The sequence below is a fragment of the Kitasatospora sp. NPDC056651 genome, assembly GCF_042792155.1.
Lineage (GTDB): Bacteria > Actinomycetota > Actinomycetes > Streptomycetales > Streptomycetaceae > Kitasatospora.
This window is the reverse complement of the sequence record NZ_JBHTWX010000143.1, coordinates 1-20882: the sequence shown is the minus strand read 5'-3', so window position 1 is coordinate 20882 and position 20882 is coordinate 1. Positions and strand designations below refer to the sequence as shown.

The window sequence follows — 20882 nt, the reverse complement described above, 5'->3', positions numbered from 1 at the left end:
TTCGAGTACAACATGCGAATCGCCCAGAAGTCCACCCCCGCCAACGCGTGAGCGTGGCCCCCGCGTGGACGACACCCCCGCAGGACCGCGACGACCGCCCGACCGCACCCCCGCGGTCGGCCGGTCGCGCGGGTGCGGTCGCCGGTCGGCGGTCAGGTGCCCGGCGGCCCGCCGGAGCCCGGGGCGAGCAGCTCGACCCGGCCCGCTCTGAGGTGGCCGCGATGACCGTCGCCGTACTCCAGCCGCAGGCTGCGGTCCGCCGGGGCCTCCAGCACGACGGCACTCTCGACCGCCGCGTAGGAGGACTCGCGGTAGACCCACACCCGGTCCCCGACGTGGAACTCCGGCGTCTGCGAGACGATCACCGCGCCCACCTCCTTCGGGCCTGCCCGGGGGCCCGTCCTGGGCGGCCCACCCACCTGTACGGCGCGCGGCCCCCGACTGCTCAGCCATGGGCGCGCCCAGGCGCGGGAGTGCTCAGGCTCGGGAGTGCTCAGGCGTGGGCGGCGGCACACTCCGGGTGACCCCAGGAGCTGCCGACCTTGGTGATCTTGTCGCCCTTGCCGTACGGGCGGCTGCACGGGCAGGTGCCCGGGAAGCGGGCGTTCAGGGTGCGGGAGGTGCCGGCCCGCTTGGCCGTACTGCCGGTGCCGCCGGTGCTGCCGGTGCCGCCCGCGCCGGCGGCCCGGGGGCTGCGTGCCTTGGGGGCCTTCGAGGCGGCGGCCGGGTCGGGGACCGGCAGGTCGGCGGCGGTGCCGGAGGCGTCCTGCTGGGTCCGGGCGGCGTCGCTGGCGGCCTTGTCGGCGATCGCGTTCAGCGGGTCGCCGTCCACCTGGTGGGCCGGCACGTAGACGAAGGTGACGTCCCGGCCCTCCAGCAGGGCGTCGATCGCCTGGATCAGCTCCTGGTTGGCCACCGGCTTGCCGGCCGCCGTCTTCCAGCCGTTGCGCTTCCAGCCCTTCAGCCACTTGGTCACCGAGTCGCGGGTGTAGGTGCTGTCCAGCCGCACCTCCAGCGGCACCGCCGGGTCCGTCGAGGCCAGCAGCTCGCGCAGCGCCGTCAGCTCGCCCACGTTGTTGGTGCTGTGCCCGAGGGCGCCCGCCTGCCAGCGCTGGGGTGCCCCGGCGGCGTCCGCGACCACGTAGGCCCAGCCCGCCGGACCGGGGTTGCCCTTGGCTGCTCCGTCACACGCTGCAATGACTCGTTCGACCATGCCCCGATCATGCCTGGTCGGACGGCCCGGAGCCAAAGCCGCTCAGTGGCGCAGCAGTGGCAGCAGCAGCGCGGCCGACCAGCTGAAGTTGGCCGCGTTGCGTCCCTCCCCGGTCAGCGGGTCGTAGTTCTCCCGCACCGGGCCGTCCCCGGCCAGCCCGGCGGCACCGGCCAGGAGACGTTCCACCGTCCGCCGGGCGTCCCGCTCCCAGCCGTACCGGCGCAGGCCCTCGACGGCGAAGTAGGTCTGGTCCAGCCAGGCCAGGCCGCGCCAGTAGCCGGCCGGGTCGAAGGAGGGCGAGCTGCGGGCCACCGTCGGGAACGGCAGCGGCGTGCCGAACTCCGCCGGGTCCAGCAGCAGCCGGCGCACGGTGCGGGCCTGGTCGGCGGTGGCGGTGCCCGACCAGAGCGGGATCGCGCCCTCGATGCCGCGGCCCCGGGCGGTGAGCCGGGCGCCGGTGGCCAGGTCGGTGTCGTGGAACCAGCCGGTGGCCGGGTCGTACATGGTGTCGCGCACGGCGGCGTCGATCCGTTCGGCGCGGGCGCGCAGCCGCTCGGCGGTGGGGCGGTCGCCCAGTTCGGCGGCGATCAGCGCCAGGTGGCGGTGATCGGCGGCGAGGTAGGCGTTGAGGTCGACCGAGCGCTGGCCGAGCGACCAGCCGAGCAGGGTGCCGGCGGCGTCCCGGTTGGGGACGACGGAGGCGGCGTCGAAGCGCGGGGCGTTGTCCATGCCGGACTCCCAGGCCGCCGCCTCCCGGCAGTCCTCCGGGGTCGCGTTGGCCGGGTCCGTGGTGGCGCCGTACTCGCACAGGCCCTCGCCGAGGTGGTCCCGGGTGCGGTACCACCAGTCCTGGTAGGCGGCGAGTTTGGGCAGCAGCTCGCGCAGGAAGGCGCGGTCGCCGCTGCGCCGGTAGACCTCCCAGACCGCCCAGGAGGCCAGCGGGGGCTTGGAGTTGCGCTCGTTCCAGTTGCCGCCGCCGGTGCTCGGGTCGTTGTAGAAGACGCAGTCGGGGACCATGCCGGCGTCCGGCGAGCCGGCGGGAAGCTGGTGGTCGAACACCGCCCGGATCTGGTCGGCGGCCAGGCCGGGCGCGAAGGCCGCGGTGCCGACGGCCTGTTTCCAGGTGTCCCAGGCCCAGACCCCGCTGAACCACTTGTAGGAGAGGGTGGGGGTGACGGCGTCGTGCCGGATCCGCCCGGCCGGGCTGCGCCAGTTGGTGACCAGGGTCTGCACGCACTTGACCGCGGTGCGGCGGCGGGCGGCCGGGACGCCCTCGGTGGCCCGGGTCAGGTACCCGGCCCAGCGGGCGGCGGCCCGGGCCGCCGCCCGATCGGGGGCGCGCAGCGCGGCGTCGGCTTCCTCGGCGGCCCGGGCGTGCTCGGCCTCGGTGAAGGTGTAGCTCTCGGTCCAGTCCAGGCTGCGGCTCTCCCCCGGTGCCAGCCGTACCGGTTCGGCGAGTTCGGTGCGGTGTCCGTCGCCGTCGGCGCTCAGGACGACCCGGACGGGGTCGGCGTGGCGGACGGCGAAGCGCTCGGTGCCGTCGGTGAGGTAGTCCCAGGTCTGCCGGACCTTGGCGAAGCGCACCTGCACCCCGCGTCCGGCGGCGACCAGCTCGGGTGCCGTGCGCTGCGGGCCGGTGGCGGGGCGCAGCAGCCGGCCGGCCCAGGCGACGGCCAGGGTCCGTTCGGCCGGGCCGGTGTTGGCGAGCCGGGCCCGCAGCAGGGCGGTCCGGTCGCCGGCGAAGCGCAGTTCCAGGGTGAGGGCGAGGCCGGCGCCGAGGTCGTGGGTGAGGCGCAGCAGGCCGGGCAGTGAGGTGGCGCGCGGGGGTGCGCCGGCGGCGAGGTCCAGGGGGCGGCCCCGTTCGGTGAGCTGGAGGCGGCTGAGGCCGTCGCTGAGCCACCAGGGGTACTCCTGGGCGAGGTACAGCGGGCCGGTGAAGCCTCCGGGCCGGTCGCCGGGGCGGGGCAGGGCGTAGGCGTGCCAGGCGCCGAGGTCGGCGAAGACGGTGATCGGGTTGTTGCCGCGGGCGTCGCCGGGGTAGGCCCGGTCGGGGGTGCCGTGCAGGTCGAGGACGTCGGCGTAGCGGTCGTCGGCGTCGGCGGGGTCCACTGTGGCGCCGGGGTCCGGCTGGGCTCCGGCGGGGTCCGCGTGGGCGCCGGTCGGGGCGGTGAGGGTGCCGGCCGCGGCGAGGGCGGCGGAGCCGGCCAGGAAGTGGCGGCGGGTCAGCGGGTTCATGCGCGCTCCTGGGCGGCGGGGATTCGGAGGACGGCGGCGCCGAGCGGCGCGAGGGTGAGGGCGTCGCCGGTGGGGGTGCCGGTGAGCAGGTCGGTGCCGGTGAGCAGGGCGGTGCCGGGTGTGCGGAGCCGCACCCGGCGTTCGGCCGGGCCGTGGTTGAGCAGGAAGAGGTAGTCGGTGCCGTCGGCGGCGTGCCGGCGGGTGGCCTCGACGCCCGGTGGCAGGCCGGGCAGTTCGGCGCTCAGCCCGGCTTCGGCCAGCGGCAGGTCGAGCACCCGGCCGACGTCGGCGCCGAGGTGGCAGCTCAGGTACCAGGCGCTGCCGGCGCCGTACCGGTGGCGGGTGACGGCGGGGCGGCCGGTGAGCGCGCCGGAGCCGTAGCGGGCGAGGGTCTCGGCGCCCTCGGTCTCGATCCATTCGCTCCAGTGCTCGGCGTGCAGCTCGGTGCGGTCCGGCTCGGTGCCGGTCGGCCCGGCGGCGTCCGGCTCGGTGCCGGTCGGCCCGGTTCCGTCGGCCTTGATGCCGTCCAGCCGGACGGTGGTGGTCGTGCCGTCCGGGATGGGCCAGTGCTCGTCCACCACGATCCCGAGCAGTTCGCGCAGCGGCCCGGGGTGGCCGCCGGGGTGGATGTGGTCGTGCCGGTCGGCGATGCCGCTGAACGGGCCGCAGACCAGCCGGCCGCCGGCCCGGACGTAGCGGGTGAGCCGGTCGGCGGTGGCGGTGTCGAGCAGGTAGAGGTTGGGGGCGAGTAGCAGTGGGTAGCCCTCGGGCTCGACGGTGGGCGGGACGAAGTCCACGGTGATGCCGCGCTCGTGCAGCGCCGCGTACCAGGGGCGGAGCAGGTCGAGCCAGCGCATCCGGGCGGAGGGGTGGTCGTCCAGTTCCAGCGCCCACCAGCTGTCCCAGTCGAGCAGCACCGCGGCCTGCCCGCGCAGCCGGCTGCCGGCGATCTCGCCGAGGCGGCGCAGCTCGGCGCCGAGGCGGACGGTCTGCTGCCAGCCGCGCGCGGCGGTGCCCCGGTGCGGCAGCATCGCGCTGTGGAACTTCTCGGCGCCGGCCACCGAGGCGCGCCACTGGAAGTGCAGCACGCCGTCGGCGCCCCGGGCCAGCGCCTGGAGCGACCAGAGGCGGTGCAGGTCGGGGGGTTTGGGCACGTTGACCGGGCGCCAGCTGACCGCCGAGGGGGCCTGTTCCATCAGCAGCCAGGGGCGCCCGCCCTTGAGCGAGCGCATCAGGTCGTAGTTCAGCGCGGCGTTGACATGGGCGCGCGGGTCGGCCGGGTCGGGGTAGGCGTCGTCGGAGACGAGGTCCTCGTGCCGGCTCCACTCCCAGTAGTCGAGGGCCTTGAGCATCGACATGAAGTTGGTGGTGACCGGGACGCCCGGCGAGACCTCGTCCAGGACGGCCTTCTCGGCGCGGTGCAGGGCGAGCAGCGCGTCCGAGCAGAACCGGCGCCAGTCCAGCAGCTGGGTCGGGTTGACCGGGCCGGGCGCGGTGCGCGGCGGCTCGATCTGCTCGAAGGAGTTGTAGTGCTGCGACCAGAAGGCGGTGCCCCAGGATCGGTTCAACTCCTCGACGGTGCCGTGCCGTTCGCGCAGCCACCGGCGGAAGTCGGCGGCCGAGGCGGGGCAGAAGCACTCCTGGACGTGGTCGCCGTACTCGTTGTGGATGTGCCACAGGGCGAGCGCCGGATGGTGGCGGTAGCGCTCCGCGAGCGCGCGGGTGAGCCGGACGGCGGCCTCCCGGTAGGCGGGCGAGGAGGGACAGTAGTGCTGGCGGGAGCCGAACTCCAGCCGGATCCCGTCGGCGGTGACCGGCAGCAGTTCGGGGTGGGCGCGGACCAGCCAGGCGGGCGGCGACGCGGTGGCGGTGGCCAGGTCGACGGCGACGCCGTGCCGGTGGACCAGGTCGAGCAGCCGGTCCAGCCAGCCGAAGTCCCAGCCGTGCGCGTCCGGTTGGATCCGGGCCCAGGAGAAGACGCCGACGGTGACCAGGTTGACCCCGGCCTCGGCCATCAGCTTCACGTCCTCGGCCCACACCTGCTCCGGCCACTGCTCGGGGTTCCAGTCCCCGCCGTACAGCAGACCGGGCACCCGGGTGAGGCGGTCCATGGTCATCCCTTCAGGGCTCCGCCCAGCAGGCCCGCCACGAACTGCCGCTGGAAGAGCAGGAAGAGCACCATCAGCGGGAGCGTGGCCAGGAAGGAGCCGAGCATCAGGCCGGAGTAGTCGACGTGGGTGAGCCCGGTCAGCGTGTTGAGCGCGACCGGCACGGTGTACTTGTCCTCGGTGTTGAGCATCAGCAGCGGCCAGATGAAGCTGTTCCACTGGCCCATGAAGGTGAAGATCACCAGCGCGCCCAACTGCGGCCGCACGCACGGCAGGACGACCCGGTAGAAGGTGCGCAGCTCGCCGGAGCCGTCGATCCGGGCCGACTCCAGCAGTTCGTCGGGGAAGTCCAGGAAGCCCTGGCGCATCAGCAGGATGCCGAAGGAGTTGGCCAGGAAGGGCACGATCACGGCCTGGTAGCTGTCGATCCAGCCGAGGCTGGCCATCATCTGGAACAGCGGGACCAGCAGCACCTGGAGCGGGATCATCATGGTGGCCAGCACCAGGCCGAGCAGCAGGCCGCGGCCGCGGAAGCGGTACTTGGCCAGGCCGTAGCCGCACATCGCGGACAGCAGCGAGCTGAGCACGGTGTAGACGACGGCGATACCGAGGCTGTTGAGCAGGACCCGGCCGAAGCCGATGGTCTCCTGGAGGTGCACCAGGTTGCGCAGCAGGTCGCCGCCGGGCAGGAACGGCGGTGGGGAGTGGAACAGTTGGGAGCTGCTGTGGGTGCCGGCGAGCAGCATCCAGGCGAAGGGCACCAGGCTGACGAAGGCGCCGAGGGTGAGCACGGCGAGGACCGCGAGGCGGCCGAACCGGGCGGGCAGCGGCATGCGACCGGGCCGGTCGGGTCGGTCGGGTCGGTCGGGTCGGTCGGGCAACGGCGTGCGGCCGAGCCGGGTGCCGGGCCGGGTGCCGGGGCGATCCACCGGGGTGCGGCTCATCGGCGGCGTTCCCTTCCGTAGAACCGGAACTGGAGCAGCGAGACCGCCGCGATGATCAGCACGACCACCCAGGCGATGGCGGCCGCGTAGCCGAAGTCGAGCTGCTGGAAGCCGACCTTGTAGAGGTAGACCACCGGGGTGAGCGTCGCGTCGCCGGGGCCGCCGCGGGTCAGCACGTAGTTCTCGTCGAAGAGTTGCAGGGTGCCGATGGTGGAGGTGATGACGCAGAACAGCACCACCGGGCGCAGTTGGGGCAGGATGACGCCGGTGTAGGTGCGCGCGGTGCCGGCGCCGTCGAGGGCGGCGGCCTCGTACTGGTCGCGGCCGATCGCGTGCAGTCCGGCCAGCAGGATGACGGCGTTGTAGCCGGTCCACCGCCAGGTGACCGAGCCGATCAGCGAGACGCGGGCCCAGGTCGCCGAGTTGAGCCAGTCGACCGGGTCGAGGCCGAGCGCCTGGAGGAACTGGTTGACGAGGCCGCCGTCGGTGCGCAGCAGGACCTGGAAGACCACGGCGTAGGCGACCAGGGTGGTGACCGCGGGCAGGAAGTACACCGCGCGCCAGCCGGCCCGCAGGCGCAGCCAGGACTGGTTGAGCAGGACGGCCAGGACCAGCGCGAGCCCGATCATCACGGGCACCTGGACGGCGAGGATCAGCGCGGTGTTGACCAGGGAGTGCAGGAAGGCCGGGTCGTCGAGCATCCGGCGGTACTGGTCCAGGCCGACCCAGACGTCGACGCCGTCGCGCCGGGCGGTGAAGCTCTGGTAGAGGCTGGCGCCGAGCGGGTAGGCGAAGAAGGCGACGAAGAGGGCGGTGGTGGGCCCGGCGAACAGCCAGGCGGCGGTGCGTGGGGAGCGTCGGCGGCGGGCGGGGGCGGTCCGGGTCGGGGCGGCGGGTTCGCTTGCGTTTCGCGGTGCGCGCAGGGAGGTCGGGGGGCTGGTCATCGGCCCGCCCCTACGCGACGGTCTGGCGGCCGGTCGCGCCGGCGATCTGCCGGGCGGCGGAGCGCAGTACGGTGCCCGGGTCGGCGCCGTTGTGCAGCACCTGGTTGACGGCGGTGGTGACGATGTCACCGGCCTTGGAGTCGTCGGCGGTGCGCTCGATGGTGGGGATGGCGCGGACGAGCCCGGCGAACAGCCGCATGGCCTGCTGGCCGCCGTAGTACGGGGCGGGCTGCTGGAAGTACGGGTCGTCCAGGGCGGGGAGGTAGGCGGGGAAGAGCCCTTCGTGCTGCATCATCGAGGCCTGGTTGGCCTTGTCGGCGAGCAGGAAGGAGAGGAAGGCCCAGGCCGTCTCCGGGTTGCGGCTCTGCGCGGTGACGCAGAGGGTGGAGCCGCCGCTGTTGGAGGTGCGGCTGCCGCCGGGGGTGAAGGCGGGCAGTGGGACGACGCCGAACTTTCCGCTGAGGTCGGCCATTTCGGCGGTGAGGGTGCCGTCCCACCAGGCGGCGGTGGGGGTGGTGGCGGCCTTGCCGTCGTGGGTGCCGGAGACCAGGCCGTCCCAGCCGCTCTCGAAGTCCACCAGGTCGCGGTCGACGAGCTGCTTGAGCAGGGTGAGGGCGCGTTCGGCGGCGGGGGTGGCGACGGCCACCTTGCCGTCGGTGAACCAGCTCTGGCCCTGCTGCTGGAGCAGTTGGGAGAAGAAGGTGTCCAGTTTGGAGTCCAGGATGAGCAGTTTCCTGCCGGTGGCGGCCTTGAGGGCGGTGCCGGCGGTGACGTAGTCGTCCCAGGTGGCGAGGCTCTCCGGGTCGATGCCGGCCTGCTGGAAGTGGTCGCGCCGGTAGAACAGGGCGCACGGCCCGCTGTCCCAGGGCAGGCCGAAGACCTTTCCCTGGGGGTCCGTCACGGTGCGCCAGGAGGCTTCCGCGAACTGGGACTTGAGGTTCGCGGCGCGACTGGTGAGGTCGACCAGGGCGTTCGGGAAGTTGCCGATGTAGGTGGTCAGTTTGTGGCCCTCGACGGTGAGGATGTCGGGCAGTCCGCTGCCGGCGCCGAGCCCGACGGTGATCTTGTCGTAGGCGTTGTCGTAGCCGATGTCCACCACCTCGACGGTGGCGCCGGGGTGGGCCTGTTCGAAGGCCTTGCCGAGCCGCTGCATGGCCTTGGCGGCGACGTCCCAGGACCAGATGGTGACCTTGCCGGAGACGGTGCCGCCCGGGTTTCCGGCGAGTTGCTTGGCGTTGCCCGATCCGGTGCCGCCGGTGGCACAGCCGGCGGCTCCGGCCAGCAGCAGCGCGCCGCCCGCGAGGCCGGCGGCGAGGATCCGCCGGCGGGCCGGACCAGAGGTCAACTGTCGCTGGTCGCCTAATGGTTGAGGATGATTTCGGTGCCGGGTTTCTGCGGACATCTTGCCTCCCGACTGGTGAATGCCGAATGCTGTATACAGAACTCAGCATTCACAACCCCGTCAAGGCTTGTGACTGAAATCGCGGAAGGTGCCGGCATGAGCCCACGCGTCCCCCGAACCCACCCGTACATCCCCAACTCCGCTCCACAGGTGCGGACTTCGATGCTGGAGGCGATCGGCGCCCGGAGCGTCGAAGAGTTCTACGCCGACATCCCGGCCGCCCTGCGCCTGGACCGCCCGCTGCGGCTGCCCGAGCCGCTCGGATCCGAGGCCCGGCTGGTCGCCCACCTGGAGGAACTGCTCTCCCGCAACACCGCCGTGCCGCCGGGCCGCAGCTTCCTCGGCGCCGGGTGCTACCGCCACCACGTGCCCGCCGTGGTGGACGAGATCGTCAACCGCAGCGAGTTCCTCACCGCCTACGCGGGTGAGCCGTACGAGGACCACGGCCGCTTCCAGGCGCTCTGGGAGTACCAGTCGCTGATGGCCGAGCTGCTGGCCGTCGAGATCGTCAACGTGCCGACGTACGACGGGTTCCAGGCCGCCGCGACGGCGCTGAGGATGGCCGGTCGCGTCACCGGGCGGCGCCGGCTGGTGCTGGTCGGGGCCATCGACCCGGACCGGCTCTCCCGCATCCGCGACTACGTCCGGGGCGTCCACGACCCGGTGACCGTCCCGGCCGAGCCCGCCGCCGTCCGGGCCGCACTCGCCGACGGCTCCGTGGCCGCCGTCTACGCCCAACTGACCGACCACACCGGCCGGGTGGACGTCGAGCTGCCGCAGTACATCGAACTCGCCCACGCCGCCGGGACATTGGCGGTCGTACACGTCAACCCGACGAGCCTCGGCGTGCTCACCCCACCCGCCGAACTCGGCGCCGACCTCACCTGCGGCGACCTCCAGCCGCTCGGCATCCACCCGAGCTTCGGCGGCGGCAACGCCGGGTTCATCGGCAGCCGGGACGACGAGCGCCTGGTCGCCGAGTACCCGAGCCGGCTGTTCGGCCTGGTCCCCACCGACGTCCCCGGCGAGTACGGCTTCGGCGACGTCGCGTACGAGCGCACCTCCTTCGCACTGCGCGAGGAGGGCAAGGAGTGGGTCGGCACCGCCGCCGCCCTGCACGGCATCGCCGCCGGGGTCTACCTCGCCCTGATGGGCCCGCACGGCATGCGCGAGATCGGCACCACGATCCTCGCCAACACCGCCTACGCCCGGCAACGCCTGGCCCGCGTCCCCGGAGTGGAACTGGCCGACCCCGAGGCCGTGCACTTCGCCGACTTCACCGTCCGCTACACCGGCGAACGCACCGCCGCCGAGATCGCCGAGGCCCTGCTCGCGCTCGGCCTGCACGGCGGCACCCCGGCCGCGGCCGACGAGGGCCGCTACTGCGTGACCGAGCTGCACACCCGGGCCGACATCGACCGCCTCGCCGACGCGCTTGAGGAGATCGCCAAGTGACCGACAGCCCGACCGACCCGCGCATCGCCCCCAAACCCGCGCTGCGCCGCTTCCACCAGGCCCGTTGGGACGAGAAGCTCGTCTTCGAGCTGGGCACGCCCGGCGAGCGCGGCGTGCTGCCCCCGCTGCCCGAAGCCGCCGTCACCGCCGCCGTCGGCGACCCGGCCGAGCGGCTGCCCGCCGCACTGCGCCGCAGCGTGCCGCCCGCCCTGCCCGAGCTGGGTCAGCAGCAGGTGCTCCGGCACTACCTGCGGCTCTCCCAGGAGAACCTCGGCGCCGACCTCAACGTGGACGTCGGCCAGGGCACCTGCACCATGAAGTACAGCCCCAAGGTCAACGACGCCTTCGTCCGCGATCCCCGGATCGCCGCGCTGCACCCGGCGCAGGACCCCTCGACCGTCCAGGGGGTACTCGAACTCGCCTACCGGCTTGAGCAGTTGCTCAAGGAGATCTCCGGCATGGACCGGGTCAGCCTGCAACCCGGCGCGGGCTCCGCCGCGATCTGGACCAACGTCTCGGTGATCCGCGCCTTCCACGCCGCCCGCGGCGAACGGGAACAGCGCGACGAGATCATCACCACCGCCTTCTCCCACCCCTCCAACGCCGCCTGCGCCAAGACCGCCGGCTTCCGGGTGATCACCCTGCACCCCGACGCCGACGGCTACCCCGACATCGAGGCGCTGCGCGCCGCCGTCGGCCCGCGCACCGCCGCGCTGCTCATCACCAACCCCGAGGACACCGGCATCTACAACCCCCGGATCGCCGAGTTCGTCCGGATCGTCCACGAGGCCGGCGGACTGTGCGCCTACGACCAGGCCAACGCCAACGGCATCCTCGGCATCACCCGGGCCCGCGAGGCGGGCTTCGACCTGTGCCACTTCAACCTGCACAAGACCTTCTCCACCCCGCACGCCTGCGGCGGCCCGGCCGCCGGCGCCTGCGGCGTCACCGCCGAGCTGGCGCCGTACCTGCCGCGCCCCACCGTGGAGTTCGACGGCGAGCGGTACCGCCTGGACGACGACCGGCCGGACTCGGTCGGCAAGATCCGCCCGTACCTGGGCGTGGTGCCGAACCTGGTGCGCGCCTACGCCTGGATCATGTCGCTGGGCGCCGAGGGGCTGCGCGAGGTCGCCGAGACCGCCGTGCTCAACAACAACTACCTGCTGCACCAGGTGCGACGGATCCGCGGCGTCAGCGTCCCGTACGCCGAGGGGCGGCCCCGGGTCGAGCAGGTCCGCTACAGCTGGCGGCAACTCGCCGAGGACACCGGACTGCACAGCGAGGACCTCGGCTACCGCGCCGCCGACTTCGGCACCCACTACTGGACCAGCCACCACCCCTACGTCGTCCCCGAGCCGATGACGCTGGAGCCCACCGAGTCCTACTCCCGCGCCGACCTCGACGAGTACGCGGCGATCCTGGCCGAGGTCGCCCGCGAGGCCTACGAGGACCCGGAGACCGTCCGCACCGCCCCGCACAACTCCACCGTGCACCGGATCCGGCACGAACCGCTGGACGACCCGGCGCTCTGGTCCGTCAGCTGGCGCGCCTACCGCCGCAAGGTCCTCGGCGAGCAGCCGTGACGTCCGCGCCGACGGGCGGCCGCCACCGCCCGTCCCCGGCCGGCACCGGACCCCGGATCGGGCTCGTGGTCAACCCGGTCGCCGGCCTCGGCGGCCGGGTCGGCCTCCAGGGCAGCGACGGCACCGAGGTCCAGCACCGGGCCCTGGCGCTCGGGGCCCGGCCCCGGTCCGTCGAAAGGGCGGCCCTGACGGTCCGCCACCTGCCGCCGGACGTCGAGCTGATCACCGCCGACGGCCCGATGGGGGCCGAGGCCGCGCGGGCGGCCGGCCGGACCGCACGCATCGTGCACCGGCCCACCGGGGCGGCGACCACCGCCGCCGACACCCGCGCCGCGGTGCGCGCCCTCGCCGCGGCCGGCGCCGGCCTGCTGCTCTTCTGCGGCGGCGACGGCACCGCCCGCGACGTGCTCGACGCGCTCGGGCCCGAGCCGCGCCTGCCGGTGCTCGGCATCCCCGCCGGGGTCAAGATGCACTCCGCCGTGTTCGCCGTCCACCCCCGGGCCGCCGCCGAGGTCGCCGCCGCCTGGGCGGCCGGCCGCGGGCTGCGCCTGGAGGCCGCCGAGGTGGTGGACCGGGACGAGACCGCGCTGCGGGCCGGCCTGGTCTCCGCCCGGCTGTACGGGCGGCTGACCGTCCCGGTGCTGCCCACCCGGGTGCAGCAGCGCAAGACCGGCAGCTCCGGACCCGACCCGGGGGCGCCGGCCGGCATCGCCGCCGAGGTCGCCGAACGGGTCGGCCCCGGCGGGCTGCTGATCCTCGGACCCGGCAGCACCACCTACGCGGTGGCCACCGCCCTCGGCGCACCCGGCACCAGCCTGACCGGGGTCGACCTGCTGCGGCTCGGCCCCGAAGGCGCCCTCGGCCCCGGCCACGCCGACGGCCTCGCCACCGCCGCCCGGGTCCTGATCCGCGACGCCCGGGCCGACCAGCTGCGCACCCTCGCCACCGCCCCCTTCATCGCCCTCTCCCCGATCGGCGGCCAGGGCTTCCTGCTCGGCCGCGGCAACCAGCAGCTCACCCCCGAACTGCTGCGCACCGCGGGCCGGGAGCGGCTGCTGGTGCTCGCCACCGAGGCCAAACTCGCCGCCCTGGCCGGCCGTCCCCTGCTGCTGGACACCGGCGACCCCGCCCTGGACGACTCCCTCGCCGGGCACGTCCGGGTGATCACCGGCCGGCGCTCCGGCGCCGTCTACCGCCTCTCCGCCTGACCCTGTAGAGGAGCTCCCCCATGATCGACCTGCACGGCAAGCGCGCGATCGTCACCGGCGCCGCCTCCGGCATCGGCCGGGCCACCGCCGCCCTGCTCGCCGAACTCGGCGCCGCCGTCGTCCTCCTGGACCTCGACGACGAACGCGGCGAACAGGCCGCCAAGGAGACCGGCGGCGTCTTCGTCCGCTGCGACGTCTCCCGACGCGCCGACTGCGAACGGGCGGTACGCACGGCGGTCGACCGACTCGGCGGCGTGGACGTGCTGTTCAACAACGCCGGCATCATCCGCCGCTCCACCGTCACCGAGATCAGCGACGAGGACTGGGACCTGGTGATGGCCGTCAACGTCCGGTCGATCATGCTGCTGAGCGGGCTGGTGGTGCCGCTGATGGCCGCGGACGGCGGCGGCAGCATCGTCAACACCGGCTCCGGCTGGGGCATCAAGGGCGGCGGCCGGGCCGTCTCCTACTGCGCCTCCAAGGGCGCCGTCGTCAACATGACCCGGGCCATGGCCATCGACCACGGGCCGGACAACATCCGGGTCAACTGCGTCTGCCCCGGCGACACCGACACCGGCATGCTCGCCGAGGAGGCCCGCCAGCTCGGCGAGGACCCGGCCTCGTTCTACACCGACGCCGCCGACCGCCCGCTCGGCCGGATCGGCCGCCCCCGGGACATCGCCCAGACCGTCGCCTTCCTCGCCAGCGACGCCGCCGCCTTCGTCAGCGGCGCCGTCATCGCCGTGGACGGGGCCGGAACCGCCTGACGCGCGGAGACCGTCGACGGCCAGGGCCTGCCCTGAGGACCGCCGGCCGAGGCGACCGGCCGTGGGGGCCGGCCGCCCGGCCGGTACGCTACCGACCCAGGAAGAAGGGAAGCCCGATGGCGATCGAGCGGCGGCCGCTGCGCGAGCAGGTGAAGGACGAACTCCTGGAGCAGCTCGGCCGCGGCCGGTTCACCCCCGGCGAGTCGATCAACGAGGTCCAGCTCGCCGAGGAACTCGGCGTCAGCCGGACCCCGCTGCGCGAGGCCCTGATCAGCCTGGAGCGCGAGGGCATCATCACCAGCGAACGCGGCAAGGGCTTCCGCTTCGCCCCCACCGGCAAGCGGGAGTTCCGCGACCTCACCGCGATCGTGATCGCCCTGGAGTCGCTGGCGCTGCGCACCTCCGACCCGGCCCACCTCGCCGAGATCGCCCCCCGGCTGCTGGCCGAGGCCCGCGCCTTCTCCGCCCCCCAGGCGCCGCACGGCACGATCGAGCGCTACGACGACGCCTGGCACGCCCTGTTGCTCTCCGGCTGCGCCAACACCCGGCTGCGCGAGATGATCGACTCGCTGAAGCTCACCCTGCACCGCTACGAGCGGGTGGTGGTCGGCGACCACGAGATCCTGGAACGCGCCGCCGAGGAGCACGAGCGGATCGCCCAGTGCCTGCTGGACGGCGACCTCGACCGGGCCGTCACCGCACTGGAGGCCAACTGGACCAGCGGCATGGAACGCATCCTGGACCGCCTGCCCCCGGTCGGCGCGCTCTGACCCGGGCCTTCAGCCCAGCAGTTCCGGGACACCCGGGGTGAGCCAGTGCAGCCGGTCGGCCAAGCCCGCCACCGCGAACCGCTCGGTGGTCTCCGCCCGCCCCTCGGTGAAGTGCTCCCACGAGGCGTAGTGGACGGGGACGACCCGGCGGGCGCCGAGCGAGGCGGTGAGCGAGGCGGCCTGCGCCGCGTCCATCGTGATCAGCTCACCGCCGCCGAAGGCCTCGATCCGGGCGGCACCGAGGTGCAGGAAGGCCGTCCCGATCCTGAACCTCCGGCCCACCTCGTCCAGTTCGGGGATGTGGACGGTGTCGCCCGAGACGTACAGCGCCTCCTGCTCACCGGGCGCCTCGACCACGAAGCCGGTCACGTCCCCGACCGGTCCGTGCAGGCCCGGCGTTCCGGTCACCCGCAGGGTCCGGCCGTCCACGGTCAAGGTGCGGCTCTGCCAGGGCGCCAGCCCGAGCGCCCCGCCGCCGAGCCGGGCCGCACCGCCGACCGTCGTCAGCACCGGGCGCCCGGCCAGCAGGGTGCGGCCGGTGGCGTCCAGGTTGTCGGGATGCTCATCGTGGCTGAGCAGCACGGCGTCCACCGCGGGCAGCTCGTGCACGCCGACCGCCGGGCCGCCGGTGCTGCGCAGCACCACCGGGTCGTGCCGGTACTCGGCGGGGGCCGGGTCGAAGACCGGATCGGTGAGCAGCCTCAGGCCGCCGACCTCCAGCAGGACGGTCGCGGTTCCGATGTGCGTTGCCCTGATCTTCACAACATGCCTTACGTGTCGATGAATTGACTGTCAACGGGTTCTCCGGCGCCCGGAATCCGGAACCGGCGCCGGTAGTCCCCCGGTGTGGTCGAGAGCCGGTCCCGGAACACCCGGTGCAGGGTCTCCACGGAGCCGAAGCCGCAGGCCCGGGCGATGCCCGGCAGCGGGTGGTCGCTGCGCTCCAGCAGCCGGCGGGCCGCCTCCAGGCGCAGTTCCTCGACGTACGCCCCGGGCGTGGCGCCGGTCTCGGCGCGGAAGACCCGCGCGAAGTGCCGCTCGCTCATGGCGAGTCGCCCGGCGAGCGCGGGGACCGACAGGTCGTCGTCCAGGTGCTCGCCGATCCAGCCGCGCAGGCCCCGAAGGTCCGCCCGGCCGCCCGCGCGGTGGGCCAGCGGGACACTGAACTGGCTCTGCCCTCCCGGGCGTTGGAGGTACATCACCATGATCCGGGCGATCTCCAGCGCCAGGTCGTCGCCGTGGTCCTCGGCGACCAGGGCGAGGGTGAGGTCCATCGAGGTGGTCAGGCCCGCGCTGGTCCACATCCGCCCGGAACGGACGAACACCGGGTCGGCGTCCACCTCGACGGCCGGGTGGTCGGCGGCCAGCCGCTCGGCGGTCGCCCAGTGGGTGGTCGCGCGGTGCCCGTCCAACAGCCCGGCCGCGGCCGTCACGTGCGCGCCCGCGCAGACCGAGGCGACCCGCCCGGCCCGTGGCCCGGCCTCCCGCAGCCAGGCGACCACCGCCGGGTCCACCCGCGGCACCGGCCCGTCCGGCCCCAGGTCCACCCGCCCCGGCACCAGCACCGTGTCCGGCCGCACCCGCGCCTCGGCCAGCGTCCCGCTCACGTACAGCGGCACGCCCGAGAAGGTCGCCACCGGACCGGCCCGCTCCGCGCACACCCGCACCTCGTACCCGGGCCGCCCGGGCGGCAGCAGCCGTCCGGCCAGCGCGAAGATCTCGGCCGGCCCGGCCACGTCCAGCGCGTTCACCCCGGGGAACACCGGGATCACGACCAGATGCGGCAGGCGGAGTGCGTCGTCCATGCCCCCACCCTCGCCCGACGGCGCCGTTGGCGGCAATGACAGGACTCTGCAACATCCGGCCACAGCCCCGCGACCTATGCCGAGACCTACGCCTGGGACCTACGACCTCGGCCCGACCGCCCCCGCGACGACCGCCCGATTGACGCCCCGCCGCCTCCCCGCAGCATGATGGCCCGCATGTGGGGCAAGTGGATCGACTGCCGGGTACGGCCCGCAGCACGTGAGGCGTTCGCCGCCGGCCAGCGCCGCTGGTCGGCGATCTCCGACCAGCCCGGCCTGGTCGGCCAGACCGGCGGCTGGACACCCGGCGCCGACCGGGCCCTCCTGCTCGCCCTGTGGGCCGACGAGCCGGCGTACGACCGCTTCATGCGGGAACACCACGACCGGGTCGCCGCGTCAGCCGACCAACAGTCCGGCCACACGGAGATCGAGGTCGCCACCGGCCCGGTCGTCCTCACCATGCCGGGCGCGGCCCCCTCACTGCCCGACGCCCTCGCCCGCGCCACCGTCCTGCGGGCCGCCGACTGCCGCCTCCACCCCGGCCGCGCCGACCACTTCCTCGATGTCCAACGCCGCCTCTGGGCCCCGGGCATGGCCGCCGCCGGCATGCTCGGCGGCGCCGTCACCCGCCTCGCCCCCGACCGCTACCTCGTCACCAGCCTCTGGACCACCCCCGCCGCCCACCACGCCTACACCACCCACCACCTCCCCACCCTGCTCCCCCGCGCCGCCGTCCCCACCGACGTCCACACCCTCACCGGGCAGCTGCTCCCCCTCGAACCGTCCTGGCTGGTCCTGCCCGACCACGCCGGCCGATCAGGGGCGTCCTGGCATCCCGGGCCATGACCACCGCCCAGGGCGACCCGGGCCCCATCGAGCTCCTGACCGCGATCGGCGAGGAGCCCTGCGAGGAGTCCTGTCTGCCGGGCTGATACCGGAAGGCCGGACGCCGGGCGGGCCGGCGAAGCACCGTACCGAGGCCGCCAGGTGGGCCGGGGTGGACGGACGGAGCCGGGCGTACGGGCGTCCCGGCGGGTGGGGGCTCAGTGTCCGAACAGGTGTCGGCCCCGGCCGCCCCGCTCGGCGGCCCGCTCCTCCGTCGGTGCGGTCATCCCGGCGGGGCCGTACGGCGGACGGTCCGCAGGGGCGGACCCCCGCGTCGGCCGGTCCTCGACGGCCGTACCGACGCGCCGTGCCCGGCGCGGGGCCCGCCGGGACAGCCACATCATCACGAGGCCGAGGCAGAAGATCAGGCCCAGGGCCACCCCGGCGAGGAAGACGCTCAGGCTGTTCAGCGTCACCAGGTCGGTGCCGAGGATGGTCGCCTGGTAGTCGGGCCCACCGGAGAGGTTGTCCGCGATCAGCAGTCCGACGAACGCGCCGGACGCCGCCATCAACAGAAGTCCCAGCAGCAGCATGGGGATCCCTTCCGTCCTGATCTCGATCGACCCCCCGCGTGGGTGCGCGCCTACCCACCGCGGGCGGCCCGTAACGGCCTGCGGGAGCTGTGAGGCGGGTCAGCGGTCGGCGGCGCCGTCCGGCAGCAGCCCCGGGGCGAGGGCGGGCACCCAGGTGTGCTCCTTGCGCAGCAGCTCGTCCGCGGACTCGGTGGCCCAGGGCAGCCGGACGGCGAGGTCCCCGCCGAGCCGCCACAGCTGGTTGTCCCAGCCGCGCGCGCCGAGTTCCAGGGGGCGGTCGGCCAGGTCGGGGTGCTGGTCGCGCAGCAGGTCGCGGATCAGCTCCGCGGTGATCTCGGTCCCAGTGTGGGTCATGCGCGGCAACGATAGTGCGCGGCAACGACAGCGGGCGGGAGTGCCGGCGCGCGGCGGCACCGGTCAGGGCAGGAACCCGGTCTACTCGGTCTGGACGGCGATCAGGCAGGTGTCGTCGTCGGTGTCGGCGGGGCTGAGTTCGAGCAGCCGGTCCAGGTACTGCTCCAGGTCCGGGCCGGGGGCGCCGGCCGCGCGCAGCAGCTGCTCCACCGACTCCTCCACCGGGCGGTCCCGGCGCTCGACCAGCCCGTCGGTGTAGAGCAGCAGGACGTCCCCCGGGTCGAGCCGGTCGGTGCGCTCCTCGTACTCGGCGTCGTCCAGCGCGCCCAGCAGCACGCCGTGCGGCAGCGGCAGCAGTCGCGCGCCGTCCGAGCCGAGCCGGACCGGCGGCAGATGGCCGGCCCGGGCCCAGCGCAGTTCGCCGCCCACCGGGTCCACCAGCACGCAGACGGCGGTCGCGGTGACCTGCCAGGGTTCGCGCAGGGCGACGGTGTTCGCCCAGGCCAGCAGTCGGCCCGGGCCGGCTCCGGTGACGGCGAGCCCGCGCAGGGCGTGGCGCAGCGCGACCATTCCGGTGGCCGCGTCGACGCCGTGCCCGGCCACGTCCCCGACCGCGAGCAGCACCCGCCGGTCGGGCAGCACCAGCACGTCGTACCAGTCGCCGCCGACCCGGTCGCGCTGGGCGGCGGGGCGGTAGCGGACGGCGGCGTGCAGGCCGGTGACGCCGAGCGGGGGTGGCGCGGCCGGCAGGATCGCCTGCTGGAGCCGCAGGGCCAGCTGGGCCCGTTCGGCGGACTCCTGTTCGCTGTCGGCCAGCCGCTCCCGGGTGGCGCCGAGCGCGACCTCCGTCCAGTGCTGGGCGGACACGTCGTGGTAGGCGCCGCGGACGGCGGCCAGCCGGCCGGTCTCGTCCACCACGGGCTCGGCGATCACCCGGGTGAAGCGGTGGGTGCCGTCCGGGCGGTCCAGCCGGACCACGGCGGAGGCGGTGCGGTGGTGGTGCCGGACGGTGTCCAGCAGCCGCCGGATGGCCGGCCGGTCGTCCGGGTGGGTGTGCCGGGCGAGCCGGTCCAGCGGTACGGGAGGGGCGTCCGGCGGCAGCCCGTACAGCTCGCGCAGTCCTTCGCTCCAGCGGATCCGGCCCTCGGCGGGGCGTTCCTCGAACCCGGCCACCCTGGCGAGCCGCTGGGCCTGGCGCAGCAGGGCGGTGCGCTCGTCCCGGTCCTGCTCGTCGTCCAGCAGCCAGCAGACCATCAGCCGGCCGCCGATCGGGACGACCGACAGCAGAACGGCCACCGGGACGGCCGGTCCCTCGCCCCGGAAGGCCAGGCGGACCCGCTCGCCGGTCGACGGGACGCCGGTCTCGTACGCGCGCAGCAGCCGGTCGAGCAGTCCGCCGGCACAGGCGACGGGGTACGTCTCCAACAGCGAGGCGCCCTCCACCGTGGCCGGGGCGCGGCCGAGCGGGTCGCGGAACCGGGCGTTGACCCGCAGCACCGTGAAGTCGGCGATCCGGTCGGCCCGGATCACGGGGGCCAGCAGGAGGGCGGGGGTGAGCATCCCGTCCAGCAGCGCGGCGGCCTGCTCGGGTGCCACGGACTCCGGCGGCGGGCCGAGCAGGGTGGTGCAGAGGTCGGCGAGGGCGTACAGCTCGCGGCGCTGCCCCGGTCCCAGCTCGGGGGCGGGGGCCGGCCAGAGCAGTTCCAGGGCGCCCCGGCGCCGGCCCCGGTCGAGCAGCGGGAGGACCGCCCGGGCGGCGCCGACGCCCACCGAGGGCCCGTCCGTGCCGGGCTCGCCGGGCCACAGCTCGGTGCCGCGGACGACGGCCAGGTGCGCCGGGGTGGGCACTCCGGGCGGCACCCGGGCCCAGTCGGCCGCCTCCTGGGCGGGGAGCCCGGCGTGTGCGGCGAGGGCGAGCGCGCCGCCGGGCAGCCGCTGCCAGACGGCCACGGCTCGGACGCCGAGGGCCGCCGCGGCCTGGTCCAGCACCGCTCCGGCGGCGTGCCGCAGGTCGGGGGCGGCGGCCAGCGCGGGCGCGACGGGCGGGCCGACCTCCGACGGGCCCGCGCCGGGCGGGCCGGGCTCGGACTGGCCCGCCCGGAATTCGCCGGCCCCGGGCGCGCCGGCAGCGGGCGCGCCGACGGCCTCGGGGACCGTTGGGGCCGCGTCCGGCGACGGCCCGGGGCCCGCTTCCGGCAGCCCCACGATGTCCGCCGCCAGCGCGAGCACCGACACCCCCGCCTCCCGGGCCAGCCGGGCGAGGTGGGCGGCGGCCTCGGCGACCGGCAGGCCGAGCCGCTCGGCCAGGACGCCGGTGGCGAGGTCGACGACGGCCCTGGTGCGTGCCTCGGCGTGCGCCCGGGCGGCGGCCGCCTGGAGGCGGCGGACGGTCTCGGCCAGGGCCCGGGCGGTCCGCTCGGCGGACTCCCGCTCGGCGGACTCCCGCTCGGCGCTCACGGCCCCTCCCCGCGTCGAACGACGCCGGCCCCGTGCCGAAGGACGCGGCGCCCGTGCCGAACGGCGCCGCCTCCGTGCCGGGTCGCCGTCATGGCGCGCCCAGCCACTCGCGCACCCGTTCCAGCAGCCGGGCGGTGTCCACCGGCTTGGTGACGTGGTCGTCGGCCCCGGCGGCCAGGCTGCGGTCCCGATCGCCGGGCATCGCCTTGGCGGTGACGG

At 74.8% G+C, this 20882-nt stretch carries 17 protein-coding genes and 1 pseudogene; 6 read left to right on the top strand and 12 right to left on the bottom strand.

All coding sequences use genetic code 11. From position 1 onward, the window contains the following. Window positions 1-152: 152 nt before the first annotated feature. The 7 genes from ACFRAR_RS35270 to ACFRAR_RS35240 form a co-directional block, all read right to left on the bottom strand. Window positions 153-365 (bottom strand): hypothetical protein, encoded by a 213-nt coding sequence (locus ACFRAR_RS35270; protein ID WP_380703872.1) that lies wholly within the window; start codon window positions 363-365, stop codon window positions 153-155. Between the two features lie 128 nt (window positions 366-493). After that, window positions 494-1213: a ribonuclease H gene (locus tag ACFRAR_RS35265; RefSeq protein ID WP_380703870.1), complete on the bottom strand. Its 720-nt coding sequence runs from the start codon at window positions 1211-1213 to the stop codon at window positions 494-496. 42 nt (window positions 1214-1255) lie between these two features. Next, complete coding sequence (locus ACFRAR_RS35260) at window positions 1256-3448, bottom strand: trehalase family glycosidase (RefSeq protein ID WP_380703868.1); 2193 nt, start codon at window positions 3446-3448, stop codon at window positions 1256-1258. Continuing rightward, the gene (locus ACFRAR_RS35255; RefSeq protein WP_380703866.1) at window positions 3445-5565 is read right to left on the bottom strand and encodes a beta-galactosidase; all 2121 of its coding nucleotides are present in this window, start codon (window positions 5563-5565) and stop codon (window positions 3445-3447) included. Before ACFRAR_RS35255 ends, ACFRAR_RS35260 begins: the two co-directional genes overlap by 4 nt. Continuing rightward, entirely contained in the window at window positions 5562-6500 is a 939-nt protein-coding gene (locus ACFRAR_RS35250) for a carbohydrate ABC transporter permease (protein WP_380703864.1), read from the bottom strand. The genes ACFRAR_RS35255 and ACFRAR_RS35250 overlap by 4 nt, the downstream gene beginning before the upstream one ends. After that, on the bottom strand, window positions 6497-7444 hold the full coding sequence (locus ACFRAR_RS35245) for a carbohydrate ABC transporter permease (protein ID WP_380703862.1): 948 nt from the start codon (window positions 7442-7444) through the stop codon (window positions 6497-6499). The genes ACFRAR_RS35250 and ACFRAR_RS35245 overlap by 4 nt, the downstream gene beginning before the upstream one ends. Before the next feature lie 10 nt (window positions 7445-7454). Then, complete coding sequence (locus ACFRAR_RS35240; protein ID WP_380703860.1) at window positions 7455-8789, bottom strand: ABC transporter substrate-binding protein; 1335 nt, start codon at window positions 8787-8789, stop codon at window positions 7455-7457. Between the two features lie 153 nt (window positions 8790-8942). Between ACFRAR_RS35240 and gcvPA the strand changes: the two genes are divergently transcribed. The 5 genes from gcvPA to ACFRAR_RS35215 all read left to right on the top strand — a co-directional run bounded on the left by gcvPA (window position 8943) and on the right by ACFRAR_RS35215 (window position 14629). After that, complete coding sequence (gene gcvPA / locus ACFRAR_RS35235; protein WP_380703857.1) at window positions 8943-10301, top strand: aminomethyl-transferring glycine dehydrogenase subunit GcvPA; 1359 nt, start codon at window positions 8943-8945, stop codon at window positions 10299-10301. Continuing rightward, window positions 10298-11884, top strand: coding sequence for an aminomethyl-transferring glycine dehydrogenase subunit GcvPB (gene gcvPB / locus ACFRAR_RS35230; RefSeq protein WP_380703855.1), 1587 nt, complete (start codon window positions 10298-10300; stop codon window positions 11882-11884). Before gcvPA ends, gcvPB begins: the two co-directional genes overlap by 4 nt. Continuing rightward, window positions 11881-13092: an ATP-NAD kinase family protein gene (locus tag ACFRAR_RS35225; RefSeq protein WP_380703853.1), complete on the top strand. Its 1212-nt coding sequence runs from the start codon at window positions 11881-11883 to the stop codon at window positions 13090-13092. Before gcvPB ends, ACFRAR_RS35225 begins: the two co-directional genes overlap by 4 nt. A gap of 20 nt (window positions 13093-13112) precedes the next feature. After that, the gene (locus ACFRAR_RS35220; protein WP_380703851.1) at window positions 13113-13859 is read left to right on the top strand and encodes an SDR family NAD(P)-dependent oxidoreductase; all 747 of its coding nucleotides are present in this window, start codon (window positions 13113-13115) and stop codon (window positions 13857-13859) included. A gap of 116 nt (window positions 13860-13975) precedes the next feature. Beyond that, window positions 13976-14629, top strand: coding sequence for a GntR family transcriptional regulator (locus ACFRAR_RS35215; protein WP_380703848.1), 654 nt, complete (start codon window positions 13976-13978; stop codon window positions 14627-14629). Window positions 14630-14638: 9 nt separating this feature from the next. On the opposite strand, the gene ACFRAR_RS35210 is transcribed toward ACFRAR_RS35215, so the two are convergent. Together ACFRAR_RS35210 and ACFRAR_RS35205 are read right to left on the bottom strand one after the other, a co-directional pair. Next, complete coding sequence (locus ACFRAR_RS35210) at window positions 14639-15391, bottom strand: MBL fold metallo-hydrolase (protein ID WP_380703846.1); 753 nt, start codon at window positions 15389-15391, stop codon at window positions 14639-14641. An 8-nt stretch (window positions 15392-15399) separates the two neighbouring features. Then, window positions 15400-16434, bottom strand: a complete 1035-nt coding sequence (locus ACFRAR_RS35205) for a GlxA family transcriptional regulator (RefSeq protein ID WP_380703844.1) — start codon at window positions 16432-16434, stop codon at window positions 15400-15402. Between the two features lie 177 nt (window positions 16435-16611). On the opposite strand from ACFRAR_RS35205, the gene ACFRAR_RS35200 reads away from it, so the two are divergent. Beyond that, on the top strand, window positions 16612-17280 hold the full coding sequence (locus tag ACFRAR_RS35200; protein ID WP_380703842.1) for a DUF4937 domain-containing protein: 669 nt from the start codon (window positions 16612-16614) through the stop codon (window positions 17278-17280). 197 nt (window positions 17281-17477) lie between these two features. Here the strand turns inward: ACFRAR_RS35200 and ACFRAR_RS35195 are convergent, their stop codons facing one another. From ACFRAR_RS35195 to ACFRAR_RS35185, 3 genes and pseudogenes are all read right to left on the bottom strand, one after another. Continuing rightward, the gene (locus ACFRAR_RS35195; protein ID WP_380703840.1) at window positions 17478-17852 is read right to left on the bottom strand and encodes a hypothetical protein; all 375 of its coding nucleotides are present in this window, start codon (window positions 17850-17852) and stop codon (window positions 17478-17480) included. Window positions 17853-17978: 126 nt separating this feature from the next. After that, window positions 17979-18206 (bottom strand): annotated as a pseudogene (locus ACFRAR_RS35190) (aminoglycoside phosphotransferase); the annotation flags it as partial. An 81-nt stretch (window positions 18207-18287) separates the two neighbouring features. Then, window positions 18288-20663, bottom strand: coding sequence for a SpoIIE family protein phosphatase (locus tag ACFRAR_RS35185; protein WP_380703838.1), 2376 nt, complete (start codon window positions 20661-20663; stop codon window positions 18288-18290). Window positions 20664-20882: the final 219 nt, after the last annotated feature.